Origin of the sequence: Rickettsia endosymbiont of Urophora cardui (assembly GCF_964030725.1) — a bacterium.
GTDB lineage: Bacteria > Pseudomonadota > Alphaproteobacteria > Rickettsiales > Rickettsiaceae > Rickettsia.
In genome coordinates this window covers 118,633-140,052 of record NZ_CAXIPY010000002.1, presented here as the reverse complement: position 1 = coordinate 140,052, position 21,420 = coordinate 118,633, and the positions used below count along the sequence as shown (strand labels likewise).

Here is a 21,420-nt window from a genome sequence, read left to right as displayed (position 1 = left end):
ATTATGTCAAATAACAAAGATGTTGCTATAAAATCTAGCGGCGGTAAGAAAATAGGAGAAGCACGCATTAAAGTAAGATCGGATAGTTTATATAATTTAACAACTGCGGTTGAGAAATTAAAATCCGTTTCTTATGTTAAATTTGATCCAACTTTAGAAATAGTTATGAAGCTTGGAATTGATCCAAGACATTCTGATCAAATGGTACGTGGTGTAGTTAATTTACCCGCAGGTACAGGTAAGACTGTAAGAGTTGCCGTTATTTGTAAAGAAGAAAGAGAAGAAGAAGCGAAAGCTGCAGGTGCAGATTTAGTAGGCTCAAGCAATATTATTGATGAAATTAAAGCCGGTAAGATCAATTTCGATGTATGTATAGCTACTCCTGATATGATGGCAGCTATAGGTTCAGTTGCAAGAATTTTAGGGCCAAAAGGTTTAATGCCGAATCCTAAACTCGGAACTGTGACATTAGATATTAAGGGTGCTGTTAAGAATGCTAAAAGCGGTCAAGTAGAATATAGAGCAGAAAAAGCAGGTATAATTCATGCAGGTCTTGGAAAATTATCTTTTCCAGATCAAGATTTATTAAAAAATTTGAAAGCGTTTATTGATGCAGTAGTTAAAGCAAAACCTACTGGGGTGAAAGGAAGTTATTTAAAAGCAATATATTTATCTTCTACTATGGGTGCATCAGTACAAATAGATTTAGCTAGTATAGCATAAACTAAATTTAATACATTTGAGTCTAGATCCTTTAGCAAAGCCTAATATATTAAACTCGTTTGTACTAAATTTTATAAATTATGCGGTGAAAGCCACTATAGCTTTAAGTAAAACTTCACAAATTGATCTAATATGTCAGTGAAGATAAATTTACTAAGTTTATACTGTTTTTATAAGTAGACTAATAAAATATAAAAAAATAGCTATCTTAATAAATAATAAGTTATTGAGAAAAATATAGAAACATCTCAAGTGTTGTAACAAGGAGAATTAATAAAGTGTTAAGATCGGAAAAACCGGAAGTTGTAGAAGAAATAGCAAGTATTTATAAAGATTCGCCATCTGTAATCGTTGCTCATTATCACGGATTAACTGTTAGTGAAGTCAATTCACTTAGAGAGTCTCTTAAGTCTAAAGATGCAGGTTTTAAAGTTGTTAAAAATACTTTAGCAAAAATAGCAGCAAATAAAGTAGGTCTTGATGATATCGTAAGCTTATTTTCGGGTCCTACCGCTATTGTTTATTCTAAAGAACCGGTTGAAATGGCAAAGTTAGTAGTTAATTTTGCTAAAAGTAATGAAAATCTTAAGATTGTTGGCGGTATAGTCGATAAACAAGTATTAAATGAACATTCAATAAAAGAACTTTCTAAGTTACCTTCATTAAATGAGCTTAGAAGTAAAATTGTTGGGTTATTACAAGCTCCGGCTACTAAGATTGCAGGCGTTTTACAAGCACCGTCTTCAAGCTTAGCCAGGGTAGTACAAGCAAATGCTAGTAAAAATTAATGTCCCCCTTCGGGGATCAAAAATCCCTCGCCTTTAGGCGAAGGGAAGATATAATGAAATTGCTTTAGCAATGAATTTATATCAAGAAATATGAGAAGTTATAGAAAGAATAGTCATAGTCAGTATGATTTAAAAGTGCATCTTATATGGATACCAAAATATAGGAAGAGAATATTGATAGGCAAAGTATCGGAAAGGACTAGAGATTTACTGAGGCAGATTTGCATGGAACATGAAGTACATATAATGTCAGGGAAAATATCATGTGATCACGTACATATGTTTATCTCATATAAGCCGCCAATATCTCTTAGCAAGTTAGTACAGTATTTAAAAGGCATTAGCTCAAGAATTTTATTGCAAGAATTGACTCATTTACGAAAACAATTTTGGGGCAATCATTTGTGGGCTAGGGGCTATATGGCAGTCAGTTCAGGTAATATAACTGATGAAATGATACAGCACTATATTGATGAACAGGAAGGTGAACCTGTGAATGATGATCGATTTCTAATCGATTCCACTTTATAACCCCTCAGCTTATAGCTGAGGGTTGTTTAGTTCAGATAATAATATATAATAAGTAAAAAGGAAAAAATTATGGCAGATTTAGCTAAAATTGAAGAACAATTATCATCTTTAACATTAATGCAAGCAGCTGAGCTTGTAAAAATGTTAGAAGAAAAATGGGGTGTATCTGCAGCAGCACCTATAGCTGTAGCAGCCGCTACCGCTCCTGCTGCTGAAGCAGCTGCTGAAAAAACTGATTTTGAAGTAGTTTTAGCTTCTAGTGGTGATAAAAAAGTGGAAGTAATTAAAGTTGTAAAAGAAATTACAGGTCTTGGTTTAATTGAAGCTAAAAAATTAGTTGATGAAGCTCCAAAGCCAATTAAGCGTAATGTAAAAAAAGCAGAAGCAGAAGAAATTAAAAGCAAATTAGAAGCTGCTGGAGCAAAAGTAGAATTAAAGTAATTTTATTTTCATAATAAATTTTTTACGTTAATATAAAATTTAACATTGCTTATTAGAATTTTTAAAAGCCTTATTTTAGTAGTTAAATTTAAATAAGGCTTTTAGCTATTTTGTTAATGAATTACTTTTTTATAAAGTGATTTGTTAGTAATTTCTAGTAGTTAACGCTAAGTTAAAAATTACCATTAAAAATTTTTATCAAAATTATCTTCATTTAACAAAAATTTTAGTTAATGTAGTGAAGTTATGAAACTGTAAAACCGTATTTACGTTAATAACTTAAACCCTAAGCATTAAAAATGTATATTACTTTAAAAGTTAATGATGCAGATTTAAGACAAGATTTTAAAATCTTGTCATAATGCTTGCGTTAACTGAAGTTTTGACAAAAAATTTTTATTAAAAAAAGTGGCGAGTGTATCAATCTATAATTTGTATTATATATCAAATAATTTACTTTAAATTGTAGAAATATCGCTTTTAAGCTGATAAAGGCACTAAATATTTAACTTTAAATATAAATTTTTACTTTAGTCAGAAAAATTAGAATTTTTGTCAAAACTTCAGGTTAATAAAGTTTAATAATAAGTCTATTTAAGTTTCTTTAACTATTAACTTCAATGTTGATAGTTAATTTTTTATCAGTCAGGAGATTATATGGTTTCATTAAGGGATAATATTGAAGTACAACCCTTGTTACATAATAAAAGAGTAAGAAAAAATTTTGGTCATATAAATTTAGTAGCAGATATACCGAATTTAATTGAGATTCAAAAAAATTCATATGAAAAAAATTTTCTACAGCTAGATACAAAAGATTCCGAAAAAAAAAATAAAGGCTTACAATCTATATTAAATTCAATTTTTCCTATCTCTGATCCTTCTAATATTGCTAACTTAGAATTCGTTAAATATGAATTTGATACTCCAAAATATGATGTAGAAGAATGCACTCAAAGAAGCTTAAGCTATGATTCTGCTCTTAAAGTAACCTTAAGATTAAGTATCTGGGATATAGACGAAGATACTGGAAGCCGAGAGATTAAGGGTATCAAAGAACAACAAGTATATATGGGTAACATCCCATTAATGACTAAAAATGGTACTTTTATCATCAATGGTACAGAAAGGGTAGTTGTATCGCAAATGCATCGCTCACCTGGGGTGTTTTTCTATCATGATGAGGGCAAAGTCCATTCTTCTAGAAAACTTTTATATTCTGCACGTGTTATTCCATATAGAGGATCATGGCTTGATTTAGAGTTTGATGCTAAAGATATTATTTATTTTAGAATAGATAGAAAAAGAAAACTTTATGCTACTACTTTGCTTAAAGCAATAGGCATGAGCACAGAGGAAATAATAAAATTTTATTATGATTCAGTAAATTATAAAGTTGTTAAAAATAAGGGATGGGCAGTTAAATTTATGCCTAGCCATATTACTGCTCATAGATTAACAAGTGATTTAGTAGATGCTGATACGGGAAATGTTTTACTTAAAGCAGGACAAAAAATTACTCCTCGCTTGGCTAAAAAATATGCTGGGGAAGGGCTTAATAATATTTTAGTATCTCATGAAGCTTTAATTGGTAAATATTTATCTGAGGATTTAAAAGACCCTGAAAGCGGTGAAGTATTAGCAAAAATCGGCGAAATGGTTACTGTTGAGTTACTTAGTGTAATTAGTGATCTTAAAATTAAAAATATTAGCGTATTAGTAATTAATCCTCAATCTGGTCCATATATAAGAAATACTTTATTTTCTGATAAAAACCAAGATCGTGAATCAGCATTATTTGATATTTTTAGAGTATTAAGACCGGGAGAGCCTGCTAATATTGAAGCTGCTGAAAGTTTATTTTATAATTTATTCTTTGACCCTGAAAGATATGATCTTTCAGAAGTAGGTCGAATAAAAATGAATTCAAGGTTAGAACTAAATATCTCTGATGAAACTACTGTTTTAACTACAGATGATATAAAAAATATACTAAGAGTTTTAGTAGAGCTTAAAGATGGCAAAGGTGTCATAGACGATATTGATCACTTAGGTAACAGAAGAGTTAGATCGGTTGGTGAATTGATAGAAAATCAATTCAGAATAGGTCTTGTCCGGATGGAAAAGTCAGTGGTTGAAAGAATGTCGGCAGGTGATATTGATACAGTAATGCCTCACGATTTAGTGAATTCTAAAATTTTAGTTTCTGTAGTAAAGGAATTCTTCAGTACTTCGCAATTATCCCAATTTATGGATCAAACAAATCCATTATCTGAAATAACTCATAAAAGAAGATTATCAGCATTAGGTCCTGGTGGTTTTAGTCGTGATAGAGCCGGCTTTGAAGTGCGTGACGTGCATCCAACTCACTATGGTCGTATTTGTCCTATTGAAACACCTGAAGGTCAAAATATCGGATTAATTAACTCTATGGCCACTTATGCTAGAATAAATAAGCATGGTTTCATAGAAAGCCCATATAGAAAAGTCAAAGATGGGCATGTAACCGATGAAGTAGTATATCTTTCAGCTATTGAGGAAGGGAAGTATAAGATCGGTCAAGCAAATTCTAAGGTTGATAAAGACGGAATATTGCAAGGCGAATTTATTAATTGCCGAGTTGAAGGTGGCAATTTTGTAATGGTAGAGCCGCAAGAAGTGGACTTCATTGATGTAACGCCTATGCAGGTTGTATCTGTTGCAGCTTCCCTTATACCGTTCTTAGAAAATGATGATGCTAACCGTGCTTTGATGGGATCAAACATGCAAAGACAAGCGGTTCCTTTAATTAAAACTGATGCACCTTTTGTGGGTACGGGAGTTGAGGGAGTGGTAGCAAAAGATTCTGGAGCATCTGTGCTTGCATTAAATGATGGTATAGTTGAGCAAGTAGATTCAAATAGAATTATAATTAGAGCTATTGGTCAAAAAACCGAAAGTGCCCCTTCAGTTGATATTTATAACTTATTAAAATTCCAAAAGTCTAACCATAATACTTGTATCAATCAAAAGCCTTTAGTTAAGGTTGGTCATTATGTTAAGAAGAATGATATTATAGCTGATGGACCTAGTACCGATAATGGTGAAATTGCTTTAGGCAGAAATGTTTTAGTCGCTTTCTTGCCTTGGAATGGATACAATTTTGAAGATTCAATTCTAATATCAGAACGAATAGTAAAAGAAGATGTCTTTACTTCTGTCCATATTGAAGAGTTTGAAGTAATAGCAAGAGATACTCGCCTTGGTCCAGAAGAAATTACACGTGATATACCGAATGTAAGTGAAGAAGCACTTCGTCATCTTGATGAGGTCGGAATAATTTATGTAGGTGCAGAAGTAAAAGCAGGTGATATTTTAGTAGGGAAAGTAACGCCGAAAAGTGAGTCGCCTATTACTCCTGAAGAAAAATTACTGAGAGCTATTTTTGGAGAAAAAGCTTTTGATGTGAAAGATTCATCACTGCATGTTCCTTCTGGGGTTAGCGGAACGGTAGTAGAAGTAAGAGTATTCTCTCGTCGAGGTGTTGAAAAAGATCAGCGTGCCATTGCTATTGAAAAACAACAAATTGAGAAATTAGCAAAAGACCGTGATGATGAATTAGAAATTATTGAGCATTTTGTATTTAGTTGGCTTGAGAAGCTTTTAGTAGGACAGGTAAGTATTAATGGTCCTAAGACAGTAAAGACTGGGCAAACTATTACAAGCGAAACATTAAAAGGTTTATCTAAAGGACAACTTTGGCAGTTTACTGTTGAAGATGCAAATGTAATGAATGAAATAGAGCAGCTGAAAGGTCATTATGATGGCAAAAAAGAAGCTCTTAATAAAAGGTTCGCTACTAAGGTAGAAAAATTACAAAGCGGAGATGATTTACCTCAAGGTGCTTTAAAAGTAGTTAAAGTATTTATCGCAACTAAGCATAAATTACAACCTGGTGATAAAATGGCAGGAAGACACGGAAATAAAGGTGTTATTTCACGTATTGTGTCAGAAGAGGATATGCCATTCTTAGAAGATGGGACTGTAGTTGATATTGTTCTAAATCCTTTAGGTCTTCCTTCTCGTATGAATATAGGGCAGGTGCTTGAAACTCATCTTGGTTGGGCATCAGTGAATCTAGCAAAAAAAATAGCAGGTTTAGTAGAAGAACATAAAACTAAACATGCAAGTATTGAGAAGATTAAGAAGTTTTTAATCGAGCTATATGGTGAGAATATTAATCATATACTTGAAAAATCTGACAAAGAAATTATTTCATTCTGTAATGAAGCTGCTAAGGGAGTATATTTTGCAACTCCAGTATTTGATGGTGCAAAGGTTGAAGACGTTAAGGATATGCTAAGGCTTGCAGGTCAAGATCTTTCAGGGCAAGTAAAGCTAATTGATGGTAGAACTGGTGAATATTTTGATCGCTTAGTAACTGTAGGGCAGAAATATTTATTAAAGCTACATCACTTGGTAGATAATAAAATTCACTCTCGTTCTATAGGTCCTTATAGTTTAGTGACTCAGCAACCTCTTGGAGGAAAATCGCATTTTGGTGGTCAGCGTTTTGGGGAAATGGAATGCTGGGCATTACAAGCATATGGAGCTGCTTATACGTTACAAGAAATGTTAACTGTTAAATCAGATGACGTAAATGGTAGAATTAAGATTTATGACTCTATAGTGCGTGGTGAAAATAATTTTGAATCTGGTATTCCTGAGTCATTCAATGTGATGATAAAAGAATTTAGATCTTTATGTCTTAATGTAAAACTTGAAGTGACTTCTTAAGGATTACTGAATAAAACTATTAAAATTTTCTTTTAGGAGGAGTAGTTAGTGCTGCTCTTGAAAGAAAAGAAGTATACTCACACAACGACTCTAATAAAGAAGTATAATGCAGATACTTCAAAATTTGGGAGCAAATAAGCGGTGAGGCGTAGAAAATTACGTGAGCACAAGCCCCTAAATCTTGAAGCATCAAAGGTATATAAGAGCAATTTTAAGGAAAAAGTATTTATGAGTGTAGTAAATTTTTACGGACAATTAAGTAATACTCAACAATTTGATCAGATAAGAATTAATATAGCAAGTCCAGAACAAGTACGTTCATGGTCTTTCGGTGAAGTAATAAAACCTGAAACTATTAATTATCGTACTTTTAAGCCTGAGAAAGATGGTTTATTTTGTGCAAGAATTTTTGGTCCAGTAAAAGATTATGAATGTCTTTGCGGCAAGTATAAGCGAATGAAAAACCGCGGTATTACTTGTGAAAAGTGCGGTGTTGAGGTTACTGTTTCTAGAGTAAGACGTGAAAGAATGGGGCATATTGAACTTGCTGCTCCCGTTGCTCATATTTGGTTTTTAAAATCTCTTCCTTCAAGAATTAGTACGCTTCTTGATATGATGATGCGAGATATAGAAAAAATTCTTTATTTTGAAAATTATGTAGTAGTTGATCCTGGGTTATCTATTCTACAAAAAGGTGAACTCTTAACTGAAGAAGAACTACAAAAAGCAAAAGATAAATACGGGGAAGATGCGTTTACTGCGTCTATCGGTGCAGAAGTAGTACAGCAAATGCTAAAAGAGCTTGATTTCCCAACATTAAAGCAAGAGCTATATGAAGAACTACAAAATACGACTTCAGAAGTAAAAAAGAAAAAGTTAGTAAAGCGTTTAAAATTAGTAGAAGACTTTTTAGAATCTGAAAATAAGCCAGAATGGATGATTATGAACGTGTTGCCGGTCATGCCTCCTGAACTTAGACCACTTGTTATGTTAGATGGTGGAAGATTCGCTACTTCAGATCTTAATGAACTTTATAGAAGAGTAATTAATAGAAATAATCGTCTAAAGAAGCTTATAGAGTCAAAAGCACCTGATATAATTGTTAGAAATGAAAAAAGAATGCTGCAAGAAGCAGTGGATGCGTTATTTGATAACGGACGCCGTGGTAGAGCAGCAAAAAATGCTAATAAGCGTCCGTTTAAGTCCTTAAGTGATATGCTGAAAGGTAAGCAAGGTCGTTTCCGTCAAAACTTACTTGGTAAAAGGGTAGACTACTCAGGACGTTCAGTTATCGTAGTAGGACCTGAGCTTAAACTGCATCAGTGCGGTTTACCTAAAAAAATGGCTCTGGAATTGTTCAAGCCGTTTATTTACTCAAAACTTGAATTATATGGTATTGCTACAACTATTAAAGCAGCTAAAAGAATGGTTGAGGCTGAAAAGCCTGAAGTTTGGGATGTGCTTGAGGAAGTCATAAGAGAACACCCTGTATTACTTAACAGAGCTCCGACATTGCACCGTTTAGGTATCCAAGCATTTGAGCCATTATTAATCGAAGGTAAAGCAATACAGCTTCATCCGCTTGTTTGTGCCGCTTTCAATGCGGACTTTGACGGTGATCAAATGGCGGTACATATTCCTTTATCGATTGAAGCCCAGCTTGAAGCTAGGGTATTTATGATGTCTACTAATAATATTTTAAGCCCCGCTAATGGACGTCCTATTATTGTACCAGATAAAGATATAGTACTCGGCTTATATTATTTAACGCTTGCTTTTGATCATGAGGTAGGTGAGGGGATGATGTTCTCAGACTTAACGGAGATGGAGCATGCTTTATATAACAAATTTATAACGATTCATACTAAGATAAAATATCGTCGTAATCAGTTAAATGCTGAGGGTAAAATAGTTCCTGTTATAGTTGATACTACTTATGGAAGATTAATGGTTGGTGAGTTGTTGCCTTCTAATCCTAATATAGAATATAAGTTTATTAATAAGCCTTTAACTAAAAAAGATATCTCCCTAGTAATAGATTTAGTCTATCGTCACTGCGGTCAAAAAGCTACAGTAATTTTTGCTGATCAGTTGATGAAACTTGGCTTTAAATATGCTTGTTCTTCAGGCATTTCTTTTGGTATGGATGATATGGTTGTACCAAAATCTAAAATTGTTCATATCGATGAAACACAGCTTGAGATTAAGGAATTTGAGCAGCAATATTCAAATGGTTTAATTACTTACGGCGAAAAATATAACAAGGTAATTGATGCATGGTCAAGATGTACTGATAGAGTAGCTAATGACATGATGAAAGAAATTGCTAAGCCGCCTGTTAGTGATGATTCGAATCAACAAAAGATAAACTCCATCTATATGATGGCTATTTCAGGTGCTAGAGGGTCTTTCCAGCAGATTAAACAGCTTGGTGGTATGCGTGGGCTTATGACTAAATCAAATGGTCAAATTATACCAACACCTATTATCGCTAACTTTAAGGAAGGATTAACTGTATTTGAATGCTTTAACTCTGCTAACGGAATGCGTAAAGGGCAAATAGATACAGCTTTAAAAACCGCAAGCTCAGGTTACTTAACAAGAAAATTAGTAGATGTTGCACAAGATTGTATTATCACTGAAAAAGATTGTAACACTGATAAAGGTATTGAAGTAAAGAGTATTATAGAAGGTGGTGAAGTAATAGTGCCTTTAGCTGAAATGATTTTAGGTCGTACGGCAGCTATTAATATATATCATCCGGTGACTAATGATTTAATTCTCACCAAAGGTGAATTAATTAATGAGTCTAAATTAGAGCAAATTGAGTCTGCAGGTTTAGATAGAATTATGATGAAGTCAGTATTAACCTGTGAAAGTTCCACCGGTATATGTGCTATATGTTATGGTAGAGATCTTGCTACTGGTTCGTTAGTTTCCGAAGGGGAAGCTATAGGTGTGATCGCTGCCCAATCTATCGGTGAGCCTGGTACACAGCTTACAATGAGAACTTTCCATATCGGAGGAGCAGCAACAAAAGGAGCTGAAGTGTCTTCTGTAGAAGCTGCGTATGATGCAAAAGTAAAAATTCTTAGCCGTAACGTGGTTATTAATTCCGAAGAACGAAAAATTGTTATGAGCCGTAACTGCGAGTTATTATTACTTGATAATAATGGCAATGAAAAAGCTCGTAGTCAAATCCCATATGGTGCTAGATTACTTGTTGATGAGGGCGATATGGTTACTAAGACGCAGAAGCTTGCAGAATGGGATCCATATACCATACCTATCATTACTGAAAAATCTGGTAAGGTATTATTTAAAGATATGGTTGAGGGGATTTCGGTATCTGATGTAACTGATGAGGCAACTGGTATTCCAAGCAAAGTTATCATTGAATCAAAACAATATTCACGTGGAGCAGAACTAAGACCACGTATTCAGCTTCTTGACGCTCAAGGTGAAATTATCATGTTATCAAATGGTTTAGAAGCAAGATATTATTTACCAGTTGGAGCGGTTTTAAGTTTAGAAGATGGGGTGCAGATATCAGTAGGTGATATAATTGCACGTATTCCGAAAGAGTCCACTACTACTAAGGATATTACTGGTGGTTTACCAAGAGTAGCCGAGCTTTTCGAAGCAAGACGTCCAAAAGATCATGCAGTGATTGCTGAGATAGATGGGCGGGTAGAGTTCGGTAAAGATTATAAATCTAAGAGACGTATTATTATACACCCAGTTGACGGTTCAATGGGTCTTGAGTATATGGTGCCAAAAGGTAAGTATGTTGTGGTTAATGAGGGAGACTTTGTTAAGAAAGGTGACTTATTGATTGATGGTAATCCAGTACTTCAGGATATTTTAAAAGTGATGGGTGTAGAACTTCTTGCAAGCTATATTGTTAAAGAGGTCCAGGCTGTTTATCGTTTACAAGGGGTAAAAATTGATGATAAGCACATAGAAGTAATTATTCGTCAGATGTTACAAAAAGTAGAAATAACAGACTCAGGCGGTACTACATTATTAGTAGGTGAGAAGATAGATCGACGTGAATTTGATGAAATAAATGAAAAAGCAATTAAGCATGGTTTAAGACCTGCTGATGCTCAGTTAATATTACAAGGCATTACCAAGTCTTCTCTACAAACTAGATCATTTATATCTGCTGCATCATTCCAAGAAACTACTAGGGTTTTAACCGAAGCTGCTATTGCTGGTAAGGTTGATAAGCTACGAGGACTTAAAGAGAATGTTATAGTTGGGCGTTTAGTACCTGCAGGGACAGGTTTCTTTATGGATAAAATGCGTAAAGTAGCAGCAAAACTTGACGAAGAAAATGCTTAAGGTTAAAAAGCAATCTCATAAGGAAATATATTCCTGAGGTTGCTTCGTCAAAATTCAGCTATTAATCTCTCAGGGTTTAATTCCCCGAAGCTCTGCTTCGTGATATACTACTTGAATGGAAGAAAGCAGTTATATACATAAGAGTCATAATGTCACAGTACTAATATATCATTTAGTAACGCCGGCAAAGTATAGAAGAGTAATATTCAATCAAGAACTAGATGATTATTTAGTCCGTCCGCCAAAACTCTACAAGCCTTATAGATAATATGGTTTTAAGACAAGAAGTAATACAACAATCCGTAAGAAAATGATAAAATATGGTCATAAACCTTATGGATTTCAGTCAATGCCAATAGACAACATTATCAAATCGCAAGAACAAGGGAAACTGTTTGGTTATAAATTAAAAGAAGAATTAAACCCAAATAATAAGCTATATAAATTAAGAGAATTAATAAATTGGTCTAGGCTCGAAGAGTGGTTATCAAAAAATGTTTGTATTAAGAAATTTGGTAGAAATAGAAAATGTCATAGAGTGATGCTTGGCATAACGATGCTACAAGCAATGTATAATTTTTCAGATTCATTATCAGAGGAAGAGCTAAAAGAGAATATGTATTGGCAGTATTTCTGCGGGTGGGAATATATAGAAAAAGACATAGCTATCTCGGAAACTAGTATACGACGGTTTCGTAGTGTATTAGGTGAAGCTGGATATAATGAGATATTATCGGAGTTGATCAGGGTTGGGATAAAAACTAACACAATTAAAAAAAAAGATTTGGAATTAATCATCGCTGATACGACTGTACAAATTAAGAATATCAAACACCCACACGATGTTTATTTAATGGATAAAGCTAGGCTTAGCATAGTAAAGCTTTGCAACAGTTTGGGTATACATTTGAATGAAACATACGCTAGAACCTATAAACGCGATATAGTAAAGCTATGGAAATATAAAGAACATAGTAAAGCCAAGAAGCGTTGGAAAATAATGAAGCATTTAAAAATATTACTGGGTCGTTTGATTAGAGTATGTGAGCGTGAGATCAAAAATAAGCAATTAAACTTGTCTCTCAAAAATCAAGAAGTATTGCAAAAAATAAAACAAATACATAACCAATCTGTTTTAAAAAGAGAAGCTAAAAAGCAATATAAAGAAGATAACAAAGTATTATATAGTTTTCATGCCCCTGAAGTAGAGTGTATAGGAAAGGGAAAACGCAACAAGCCATATGAGTTTGGCAATAAAGTAGCGGTAGTAGTAAGTGGTCGTAGAAATTTTGTTTTATCCGCAAAATCGTTTCATAATAATCCTTATGATGGTCATACATTGCATCAGAGCTTTGAAGCAGTAGAGAGTGTCACTGGAATCAAGATAAAGAAATCATTTGTTGATCTTGGGTATAGTGGTAGCAATGTAAAGGAGAAGAGTAAGGTATATACCCCAAAAACGCGGAAGAAGTTGTTACAAGAGGACAAGTCTATGATCAAGAGACGCAGTGCCATAGAACCAATAATAGGTCACTTAAAGCAATATGGTCGGATGGGTAGAAACTTCTTGAAAGGTATGATAGGAGATATTATCAATCCAATAATCTCTGCTATTGGTTTGAATTTACGATGCATTGCAAATCATTTACAAATCGTGTCTAACTCCACATAAATCAAAAATATCATCATGCAAAAACTAGATGAACGATAAAAAATCGTTAACAATAGCTCCATATCAAGTCTATCCGCCAAAAACACTTCAAATCCTGATCATTTGTAATGGGATAGAGTTTTGACAACAAATTGCTAAGATTTTCAATAAAAATTAATAAGTTATGTTAATTTTTACTGATACATTTCTGTGTTGGTCTAATTTTGATATGGAGCTATTGTTAACGATTTTTTATCGTTCATCTAGTTTTTGCATGATGATATTTTTGATTTATGTGGAGTTAGACACGATTTGTAAATGATTTGCAATGCATCGTAAATTCAAACCAATAGCAGAATTATTGGATTGATAATATCTCCTATCATACCTTTCAAGAAGTTTCTACCCATCCGACCATATTGCTTTAAGTGACCTATTATTGGTTCTATGGCACTGCGTCTCTTGATCATAGACTTGTCCTCTTGTAACAACTTCTTCCGCGTTTTTGGGGTATATACCTTACTCTTCTCCTTTACATTGCTACCACTATACCCAAGATCAACAAATGATTTCTTTATCTTGATTCCAGTGACACTCTCTACTGCTTCAAAGCTCTGATGCAATGTATGACCATCATAAGGATTATTATGAAACGATTTTGCGGATAAAACAAAATTTCTACGACCACTTACTACTACCGCTACTTTATTGCCAAACTCATATGGCTTGTTGCGTTTTCCCTTTCCTATACACTCTACTTCAGGGGCATGAAAACTATATAATACTTTGTTATCTTCTTTATATTGCTTTTTAGCTTCTCTTTTTAAAACAGATTGGTTATGTATTTGTTTTATTTTTTGCAATACTTCTTGATTTTTGAGAGACAAGTTTAATTGCTTATTTTTGATCTCACGCTCACATACTCTAATCAAACGACCCAGTAATATTTTTAAATGCTTCATTATTTTCCAACGCTTCTTGGCTTTACTATGTTCTTTATATTTCCATAGCTTTACTATATCGCGTTTATAGGTTCTAGCGTATGTTTCATTCAAATGTATACCCAAACTGTTGCAAAGCTTTACTATGCTAAGCCTAGCTTTATCCATTAAATAAACATCGTGTGGGTGTTTGATATTCTTAATTTGTACAGTCGTATCAGCGATGATTAATCTCTCAGGGTTTAATTCCCCGAAGCTCTGCTTCGTGATATCATAAGAAACAACTAAAACTTTTTTAGATACCTCGTAGCTCTGCTGCGAGGAGCATCATTTCCAAATCTTTTTTTTTAATTGTGTTAGTTTTTATCCCAACCCTGATCAACTCCGATAATATCTCATTATATCCAGCTTCACCTAATACACTACGAAACCGTCGTATACTAGTTTCCGAGATAGCTATGTCTTTTTCTATATATTCCCACCCGCAGAAATACTGCCAATACATATTCTCTTTTAGCTCTTCCTCTGATAATGAATCTGAAAAATTATACATTGCTTGTAGCATCGTTATGCCAAGCATCACTCTATGACATTTTCTATTTCTACCAAATTTCTTAATACAAACATTTTTTGATAACCACTCTTCGAGCCTAGACCAATTTATTAATTCTCTTAATTTATATAGCTTATTATTTGGGTTTAATTCTTCTTTTAATTTATAACCAAACAGTTTCCCTTGTTCTTGCGATTTGATAATGTTGTCTATTGGCATTGACTGAAATCCATAAGGTTTATGACCATATTTTATCATTTTCTTACGGATTGTTGTATTACTTCTTGTCTTAAAACCATATTATCTATAAGGCTTGTAGAGTTTTGGCGGACGGACTATCTAATTTTCTTTTTCTCTTACCTTGCCTTAAACTGCAAGCAAGTGTGTTAGCCCTATCTGGTCTATAATTATGCCTCATTCTCTTGAGTTCATAACATATAGTGCTTTTATCACGGCCAATCTTTGTCCCTATATATCGCGAGCTATAACCACTCTTATTCATTTCGTATATTTTAAATCTTTCATCTATCGTTAAATGAGCCATGATATATCTATATTTAAATGATGCTCCTCGCAGCAGAGCTACGAGGTATCTAAAAAAGTTTTAGTTGTTTCTTATGATATCACGAAGCAGAGCTTCGGGGAATTAAACCCTGAGAGATTAAAAATTGATTATATCTGGCTTAATTAATTATAGAACTTTCCAATCCTCAATTTCTTGTAATTGCTTTATTGTTAATTTTTTTATATCTAAAGATTTAGAGTATACTCTGTGCACCATTGAGTTAATCTTCTCTATCAATGGTTTTTGCCATGGAGAATAAGGATTGCAAAAATATACTTTTCGTTCAGATTTTGGCAATAGTTGTTCATGATTGGTAAATTCTTTGCCATTATCTAACGTTATGCTTTTGATTATATGCGACAATTGTTTAAGTTTTTTATTCATGTTACCAATCACATCTTGTGTTCTTTTTGAACGGTTTAAAGTGAGAAACACTTTTTGTGTTCTGATATCCACAAGAGCGCCTATATTACGACTTTGATTACCTTTGTTAAAAGTTAAATCACCTTCTAAATGACCTATTGCTGCTATCTTTCTATTTATCTCTGGTCTTTCAGTAATGGAAACTCGATTTGGTATTGTAATTCTTTTGTTTCTGATTCTTGTACCATGATGCAACCTATTTTTCCTTTTTCTTGCTAAAGATAAATATAATTTTTGCCTTTGTGCTATAGGAGATGTATAAATAAACTGGTATATACTCTCTGTAGAAATATTGACAGTATCTCGTGATAGTTTACGTCTACCTGAAATTATATCTGGTGAAATACCCTGTGTTAACTGCTTTATTATTTCTGCTCGTAAATTATTATCAATATCTAATTTTCTTTTTCTCTTACCTTGCCTTAAACTGCAAGCAAGTGTGTTAGCCCTATCTGGTCTATAATTATGCCTCATTCTCTTGAGTTCATAACATATAGTGCTTTTATCACGGCCAATCTTTGTCCCTATATATCGCGAGCTATAACCACTCTTACAGGAGTTTCGCACTTAGCAAAAAGTATGTTAATCTAGAGAAAAATAGTTTTAGATAAAAATGACAAGAACAAAATGTAGCAAGGACTTATATAAATCATTTTTACAAGCAAGTAGTGTCAGATATACTAGCAAGGCATTATCTGAAGTGAGTCCAGTAGATCTATCTCACGATAGTGCAAGTCGATGGTTAAAGAGTAAGGATTTTCGTCCTAGCGAAATCTATAAGGAAGTGTCAAAATATATAGATTGGGAAGCACCGTGTTTATTAGTGGGGGATGACACCTTATTATCAAAGCAATACAGTAAGAAGATTGAGCTTGTACGTTATCAATATTCTGGAGCTGTACATGATGTTATACCTGGTATAGGAATGGTAAACTTACTACATTACAATACTAAAATTGCTCAATCTACTCCCGTAGATTATAGAATATATGATAAAGACACTGATGGTAAAACAAAGAATGAGCATTTTTGTGATATGCTTACTTTAGCTAAAGAAAGAGGTCTCAATCCTGATGCCATAGTCATGGATGCTTGGTATAGCGGGTTGGAGAATTTAAAACATATACGTAATTTAGGCTGGCTATGGGTTACCACCCTAAGGAAAAATAGAAAAGTTAATCATAATGTTAGCTTGGAAAGTTTAGAGATACCCGATGAGGGGCTAAAAATTCACCTACGTGGATACGGTTGGGTTACGGTATTTAAGTTTGTGGCAAAGAATGGTCGCATTGATTACATAACAACGAACTTGGAAAATCCCACACGTGAGCAAATAGAGAAAATTGTTAAGGCACGTTGGTCTATAGAGGTTTATCATCGAGAATTAAAACAAACTTGTGGTATTGAACGCTGTCAGGCACGCACGGGCCGAGCTCAAAGAAATCATATTTGCCTTGCAGTATTTGCCTGGCTTGATATGAATAAAAGGAGGATAAATGAAAACATTACTTTATATCAACAAACTTGGGAAGTTATAAAAACATCAATTCAAAACAATATCAGATGGCTTTTAACTGATTCGCAACTTTGCTAAGTGCGAAACTCCTGTCTTATTCATTTCGTATATTTTAAATCTTTCATCTATCGTTAAATGAGCCATGATATATCTATATTTAAATGATGCTCCTCGCAGCAGAGCTACGAGGTATCTAAAAAAGTTTTAGTTGTTTCTTATGATATCACGAAGCAGAGCTTCGGGGAATTAAACCCTGAGAGATTAAAAATTGATTATATCTGGCTTAATTAATTATAGAACTTTCCGTAGATAGCGGAGCTATTATCACTATTGTTAATATTTATCTTACTAGAGGTGGAAAAAGAGGAGAATATATTATGCATAATATCCCTCCTGCATGTCAGTTATAGGAGAGATTGTGAAAAAATTATAGCTCTGATAATGCAAACTCAAAGGAGAATATAGGGAGCATATAAATTTTTTGTTAAAAATGCTAAACTGTGAAAAGCTTGATTTTAAGGTGGTGGGCGATAGTGGATTCGAACCACCGACCTTTACGATGTCAACGTAATGCTCTAACCGACTGAGCTAATCACCCTTGTAAATAATTAAGTTCTATATTTATTGTATAATATAGTAGATTTCAAGCTTTATTTACATTATTTATAGTATTTTATTATCTATTCTACAAATTTTTTATGACAAACTTAAAATCTAAAGCTTTAGACTTTACTCAAAATTTTGTTATTACACTTGATGGTTCTGCTGCTTCCGGTAAAGGTACTATTGGGTTTATGCTTGCTGAAAAATTTTCTTTAAAATATGTTCAATCAAGTATTGTTTATAGGCAGCTTGCTTTTAATTGCATTAAAGAAAAAATAGACATTACAGATATCAATAAAGTAATTTCCTTATCTAAAGAAATAGATATTACAGATAAGTCTGACTTAGAGGATGAAAATACAGGAGGCGTTGCTTCACAAATCGCCGTAATAGCTGAGGTTAGAGATAATCTAAATAAGCATTTAGTAAAGTTAATTAATACTACACCTCGAATTCTTATGGAGGGCAGAGATATAGGGACAATAGTTGCACCTAATGCCGATTTTAAAATATTTATAACCGCAACCCCTGAGGTTAGAGCTGAGAGGCGATATAAACAGTTGCAAGCTAAAGGGAAAGCATGTATACTTGACGAGATTTTACAACAGATAATTCTGCGTGATAAAAGAGATAAAGAGCGAGAAGTAGCACCTTTATTACCGGCTTTGGATGCTTTAATTATTGATACTTCCAAGCTTTCACCTTTATCGGTTGTAGAACAAATAATGCAATTTATATTGAAAGAATAAAATAACTTGGTGCTTATAGTTTATTTTATTTAGAGGATATTTTTCCAAACTCGCTTATAGATAGAAATGTCATCTAGTTGCTTGACCATGGGGAACATTGCCCGCGTGGATCGAGAGTCGTCTGAGCTACGCGAATGAAATGAGCGTGGCAATCCAGTAAAAAATGCTAACTTATAGCATTTTTTACTGGATTGCTTCGTCAATTACTTTGTAATTTCCGCGCAATGACGGAAAAACTGATCCACGCGGGCAATGCCACCACGAGATGACAGTGATATTTGGAAAATATCTTTTTTATTAACCCTTTAAAAAGATTATCTATTAGTTCAGCACCACTAATATTTACGAGAAAAATATGACAACAAAATTAAAACAAAGATTCGTTCCACAACTTGCAGCAGTTAATCATGACTTTGGAGATGATTTTTCTAAAATGCTTGAAACTGTTGATACGAGTCATATAAAACCTGGAACAGTAGTAAAAGGTCAAGTAGTTGATATTAATGAAGTAGTGGTTGTTGACGTTGGATTAAAAAATGAAGGTAGAATACCTAAATCTGAATTTTTATTATCACCGGCACATAAATTACCTGAGATTGGTGATTTAGTTGATGTTTATATTGAAAAAACTGAAGGACATAGCGGCAAAACCTTAAGCCGTGAAAAAGCGATAAAAGAAGAATTATGGGGTCAGTTAGAACTCATGTGTAGTAAAGGTGAGTTTGTTGATGGTACAATTTTTGGTCGTGTAAAAGGTGGTTTCACTGTTGATTTATCCGGTGTTGTAGCGTTTTTACCAGGCAGCCAAGTTGATGTTAGACCAATCAAAGATCCTAGCTCTATAATGAATATTAGACAGCCATTTAAGATCCTAAGCATGGATAAAAAGCTTGGTAATATAGTTGTTTCAAGAAGAGCTATATTAGAGGAATCACGTTCTGAAGCTAGAGACGAGATGCTATCTAAAATCAAAGAAGGAATGATCCTTGAGGGAACAGTAAAGAATATTACAGATTATGGTGCATTCATTGATCTTGGTAGTGTTGACGGCTTATTACACTTAACTGATATTTCTTGGGGTAGAGTTAACCACCCATCAGAAGTGCTAGAATTTAATCAGAAAGTTAAAGTAATGGTTATCAAGTTTAACGAAGAGACAAAAAGAATATCTCTTGGTATGAAACAACTTGATTATAACCCATGGGAAAAAATTAAAGAAGAATTCCCTGTCGGTAAAAAAATGACTGGAAAAGTCACAAATTTTGCTGATTATGGTGTGTTTATTGAATTAAAGGATGGTTTAGAAGGACTTGTTCACTCAAGTGAAATTAGTTGGCTTAAATCTCATCAAAATCCTAGAAAGACTCTTACCATAGGTCAAGAAGTAGAATTTATGGTGTTAGAAGTTGATACAGAAAAACATCGTGTTTCTTTAAGTATTAAGCAATGCCAGCAAAATCCTTTAATAAAATTTGCTGAAACTAACCCTGTTGGAACAGTGATCAAAGCTCCAATTAGAAACATTACTGATTTCGGAATCTTTGTTGCACTTAGCGATAATTTAGACGGTATGATTCATGAGGGTGATATTACCTGGGAAGATAATGGTAATGAGTTACTCAAAACATACAAAAAAGGTGATGAAGTAGAGTGCAAAGTGCTAACAATCAATATTGAAAAAGAACAAATTAGTCTAGGTATCAAGTAATTAACTCCTAATCCATATCAAGGAATTGCTGATGAATATAAAAAAGGAACAGTAGTTAAAGCTGTTGTGACAGCAATCAAAGACGATGGATTGGAAGTATTAGTAAACGATAAAGCAGCAGGGTTTATTAAAAAATCGGATTTATCAGATGAAAAAGAAGAACAAAAACCTGAAATGTTTGCAGTAGATCAAGAAGTCGAAGCAAAAGTTGCTTCTATCGAAAAGTCAACCAATAAAATTTTATTATCAATAAAAGCCCATAAAATAGCAGAGCGTCAAAAAGCTCTTAAAGAATATGGCTCTAGCGATAATACAACCAATATGGGCGACATACTTGTTAATGCTTTAGAAGATAGTAAGAAGTAGGATTGTTAGTCAACCTCCTCGGTGTAATCCCGTGGCTTATCCACGGGATGACACATACCCTTCCAACAAAAACTTTAAGGAAAAATATCCAATGTCCTACGTACCGATAGTAATTGAACAAACCTCTAGGGGTGAGCGTGCTTATGATATATATTCAAGGTTATTAAAAGAACGTATAATCTTTGTATGTGGTCCTATTGAAGACCATATGGCAAATTTGATTACTGCTCAATTATTGTTCCTTGAAGCAGAAAATCCTGAGAAAGATATATATATGTATATAAATTCTCCTGGCGGGGTTGTAACTGCGGGTCTTGCAATTTATGACACGATGCAATATATCAAGCCTAAAGTAGCTACTCTTTGTATCGGTCAAGCTTGTTCTATGGGGTCCTTTTTGCTTTGTGGTGGTGAAAAAGGAATGAGATACAGCCTGCCGCATAGCCGTGTTATGATCCACCAACCATCAGGAGGTTATCGAGGTCAGGCAACAGATATAGAAATTCATGCTCAAGAAACATTGAAAATCAAAAAAATCCTTAATAGTTTATATAGTAAACATACTGGACAAGATGTAAAACATGTTGAAAAAAGCATGGAACGTGATAATTTTATGTCACCTGAAGAAGCAAAAAAATTCGGCATAATCGATAAAATAATTACACATAGAGATATTAAGTTGTTAAAGGATAAGGAACAAGGTCAGTAGCAAATCGTCATTGCGAGGAGCGTAGCGACT

The 21,420-nt window shown here is 33.7% G+C and carries 12 protein-coding genes, 1 tRNA gene and 4 pseudogenes; 12 read left to right on the top strand and 5 right to left on the bottom strand.

Annotation, left to right across the window (positions count from 1 at the left end; genetic code table 11):
- Window positions 1-3 precede the first annotated feature (3 nt).
- From rplA to AAHI98_RS02040, 8 genes and pseudogenes are all read left to right on the top strand, one after another.
- Window positions 4-723, top strand: a complete 720-nt coding sequence (gene rplA / locus AAHI98_RS02075; RefSeq protein WP_342224897.1) for a 50S ribosomal protein L1 — start codon at window positions 4-6, stop codon at window positions 721-723.
- A 278-nt stretch (window positions 724-1,001) separates the two neighbouring features.
- Window positions 1,002-1,511, top strand: a complete 510-nt coding sequence (gene rplJ / locus AAHI98_RS02070) for a 50S ribosomal protein L10 (protein WP_342224896.1) — start codon at window positions 1,002-1,004, stop codon at window positions 1,509-1,511.
- A 90-nt stretch (window positions 1,512-1,601) separates the two neighbouring features.
- The gene (gene tnpA / locus AAHI98_RS02065; RefSeq protein WP_342224895.1) at window positions 1,602-2,042 is read left to right on the top strand and encodes an IS200/IS605 family transposase; all 441 of its coding nucleotides are present in this window, start codon (window positions 1,602-1,604) and stop codon (window positions 2,040-2,042) included.
- Window positions 2,043-2,111: 69 nt separating this feature from the next.
- Window positions 2,112-2,483 carry a 50S ribosomal protein L7/L12 gene (gene rplL / locus AAHI98_RS02060; RefSeq protein WP_342224894.1) on the top strand — a complete coding sequence of 124 codons (372 nt, stop codon included), beginning with the start codon at window positions 2,112-2,114 and terminating at the stop codon, window positions 2,481-2,483.
- A gap of 657 nt (window positions 2,484-3,140) precedes the next feature.
- On the top strand, window positions 3,141-7,259 hold the full coding sequence (rpoB, locus tag AAHI98_RS02055; RefSeq protein WP_342224893.1) for a DNA-directed RNA polymerase subunit beta: 4,119 nt from the start codon (window positions 3,141-3,143) through the stop codon (window positions 7,257-7,259).
- Between the two features lie 228 nt (window positions 7,260-7,487).
- Window positions 7,488-11,606, top strand: a complete 4,119-nt coding sequence (rpoC, locus tag AAHI98_RS02050) for a DNA-directed RNA polymerase subunit beta' (RefSeq protein ID WP_342224892.1) — start codon at window positions 7,488-7,490, stop codon at window positions 11,604-11,606.
- 115 nt (window positions 11,607-11,721) lie between these two features.
- Window positions 11,722-11,838 (top strand): annotated as a pseudogene (locus AAHI98_RS02045) (IS200/IS605 family transposase); the annotation flags it as partial.
- A gap of 78 nt (window positions 11,839-11,916) precedes the next feature.
- The gene (locus tag AAHI98_RS02040; RefSeq protein WP_342224717.1) at window positions 11,917-13,278 is read left to right on the top strand and encodes an IS5 family transposase; all 1,362 of its coding nucleotides are present in this window, start codon (window positions 11,917-11,919) and stop codon (window positions 13,276-13,278) included.
- 320 nt (window positions 13,279-13,598) lie between these two features.
- Here the strand turns inward: AAHI98_RS02040 and AAHI98_RS02035 are convergent, their stop codons facing one another.
- From AAHI98_RS02035 to AAHI98_RS02020, 4 genes and pseudogenes are all read right to left on the bottom strand, one after another.
- A complete protein-coding gene (locus AAHI98_RS02035; protein ID WP_342224891.1) occupies window positions 13,599-14,366 on the bottom strand; it encodes a hypothetical protein in 768 nt (255 codons plus the stop codon).
- 127 nt (window positions 14,367-14,493) lie between these two features.
- A complete protein-coding gene (locus tag AAHI98_RS02030) occupies window positions 14,494-15,009 on the bottom strand; it encodes a transposase (protein ID WP_342224890.1) in 516 nt (171 codons plus the stop codon).
- Between the two features lie 79 nt (window positions 15,010-15,088).
- A pseudogene (locus AAHI98_RS02025) lies at window positions 15,089-15,295 on the bottom strand (helix-turn-helix domain-containing protein); the annotation flags it as partial.
- Between the two features lie 159 nt (window positions 15,296-15,454).
- Window positions 15,455-16,306 (bottom strand): annotated as a pseudogene (locus AAHI98_RS02020) (IS30 family transposase); the annotation flags it as partial.
- Between the two features lie 46 nt (window positions 16,307-16,352).
- On the opposite strand from AAHI98_RS02020, the gene AAHI98_RS02015 reads away from it, so the two are divergent.
- A complete protein-coding gene (locus tag AAHI98_RS02015) occupies window positions 16,353-17,333 on the top strand; it encodes an IS701 family transposase (protein WP_342224887.1) in 981 nt (326 codons plus the stop codon).
- A 443-nt stretch (window positions 17,334-17,776) separates the two neighbouring features.
- Here the strand turns inward: AAHI98_RS02015 and AAHI98_RS02010 are convergent.
- A tRNA-Val gene (locus tag AAHI98_RS02010) sits at window positions 17,777-17,853 on the bottom strand.
- Window positions 17,854-17,953: 100 nt separating this feature from the next.
- Between AAHI98_RS02010 and cmk the strand changes: the two genes are divergently transcribed.
- From cmk to clpP, 3 genes and pseudogenes are all read left to right on the top strand, one after another.
- Entirely contained in the window at window positions 17,954-18,607 is a 654-nt protein-coding gene (gene cmk / locus AAHI98_RS02005) for a (d)CMP kinase (protein ID WP_342224886.1), read from the top strand.
- Window positions 18,608-18,962: 355 nt separating this feature from the next.
- Window positions 18,963-20,681, top strand: a pseudogene (locus tag AAHI98_RS02000) (30S ribosomal protein S1).
- A 91-nt stretch (window positions 20,682-20,772) separates the two neighbouring features.
- Window positions 20,773-21,390, top strand: a complete 618-nt coding sequence (gene clpP, locus AAHI98_RS01995; protein WP_041804794.1) for an ATP-dependent Clp endopeptidase proteolytic subunit ClpP — start codon at window positions 20,773-20,775, stop codon at window positions 21,388-21,390.
- The last annotated feature ends 30 nt before the right edge of the window (window positions 21,391-21,420 follow it).

What these genes read in the sequence shown, in the direction of transcription:
- AAHI98_RS02015 (WP_342224887.1), top strand. Translation starts at nt 16,353, where the DNA reads ATGACAAGAACAAAATGTAGCAAGGACTTATATAAATCATTTTTACAA.
- rpoB (WP_342224893.1), top strand. Translation starts at nt 3,141, where the DNA reads ATGGTTTCATTAAGGGATAATATTGAAGTACAACCCTTGTTACATAAT.
- rplA (WP_342224897.1), top strand. Translation starts at nt 4, where the DNA reads ATGTCAAATAACAAAGATGTTGCTATAAAATCTAGCGGCGGTAAGAAA.
- AAHI98_RS02040 (WP_342224717.1), top strand. Translation starts at nt 11,917, where the DNA reads ATGATAAAATATGGTCATAAACCTTATGGATTTCAGTCAATGCCAATA.
- tnpA (WP_342224895.1), top strand. Translation starts at nt 1,602, where the DNA reads ATGAGAAGTTATAGAAAGAATAGTCATAGTCAGTATGATTTAAAAGTG.
- clpP (WP_041804794.1), top strand. Translation starts at nt 20,773, where the DNA reads ATGTCCTACGTACCGATAGTAATTGAACAAACCTCTAGGGGTGAGCGT.
- AAHI98_RS02030 (WP_342224890.1), bottom strand. Translation starts at nt 15,009, where the DNA reads ATGATAAAATATGGTCATAAACCTTATGGATTTCAGTCAATGCCAATA.
- cmk (WP_342224886.1), top strand. Translation starts at nt 17,954, where the DNA reads ATGACAAACTTAAAATCTAAAGCTTTAGACTTTACTCAAAATTTTGTT.
- AAHI98_RS02035 (WP_342224891.1), bottom strand. Translation starts at nt 14,366, where the DNA reads ATGGATAAAGCTAGGCTTAGCATAGTAAAGCTTTGCAACAGTTTGGGT.
- rpoC (WP_342224892.1), top strand. Translation starts at nt 7,488, where the DNA reads ATGAGTGTAGTAAATTTTTACGGACAATTAAGTAATACTCAACAATTT.
- rplL (WP_342224894.1), top strand. Translation starts at nt 2,112, where the DNA reads ATGGCAGATTTAGCTAAAATTGAAGAACAATTATCATCTTTAACATTA.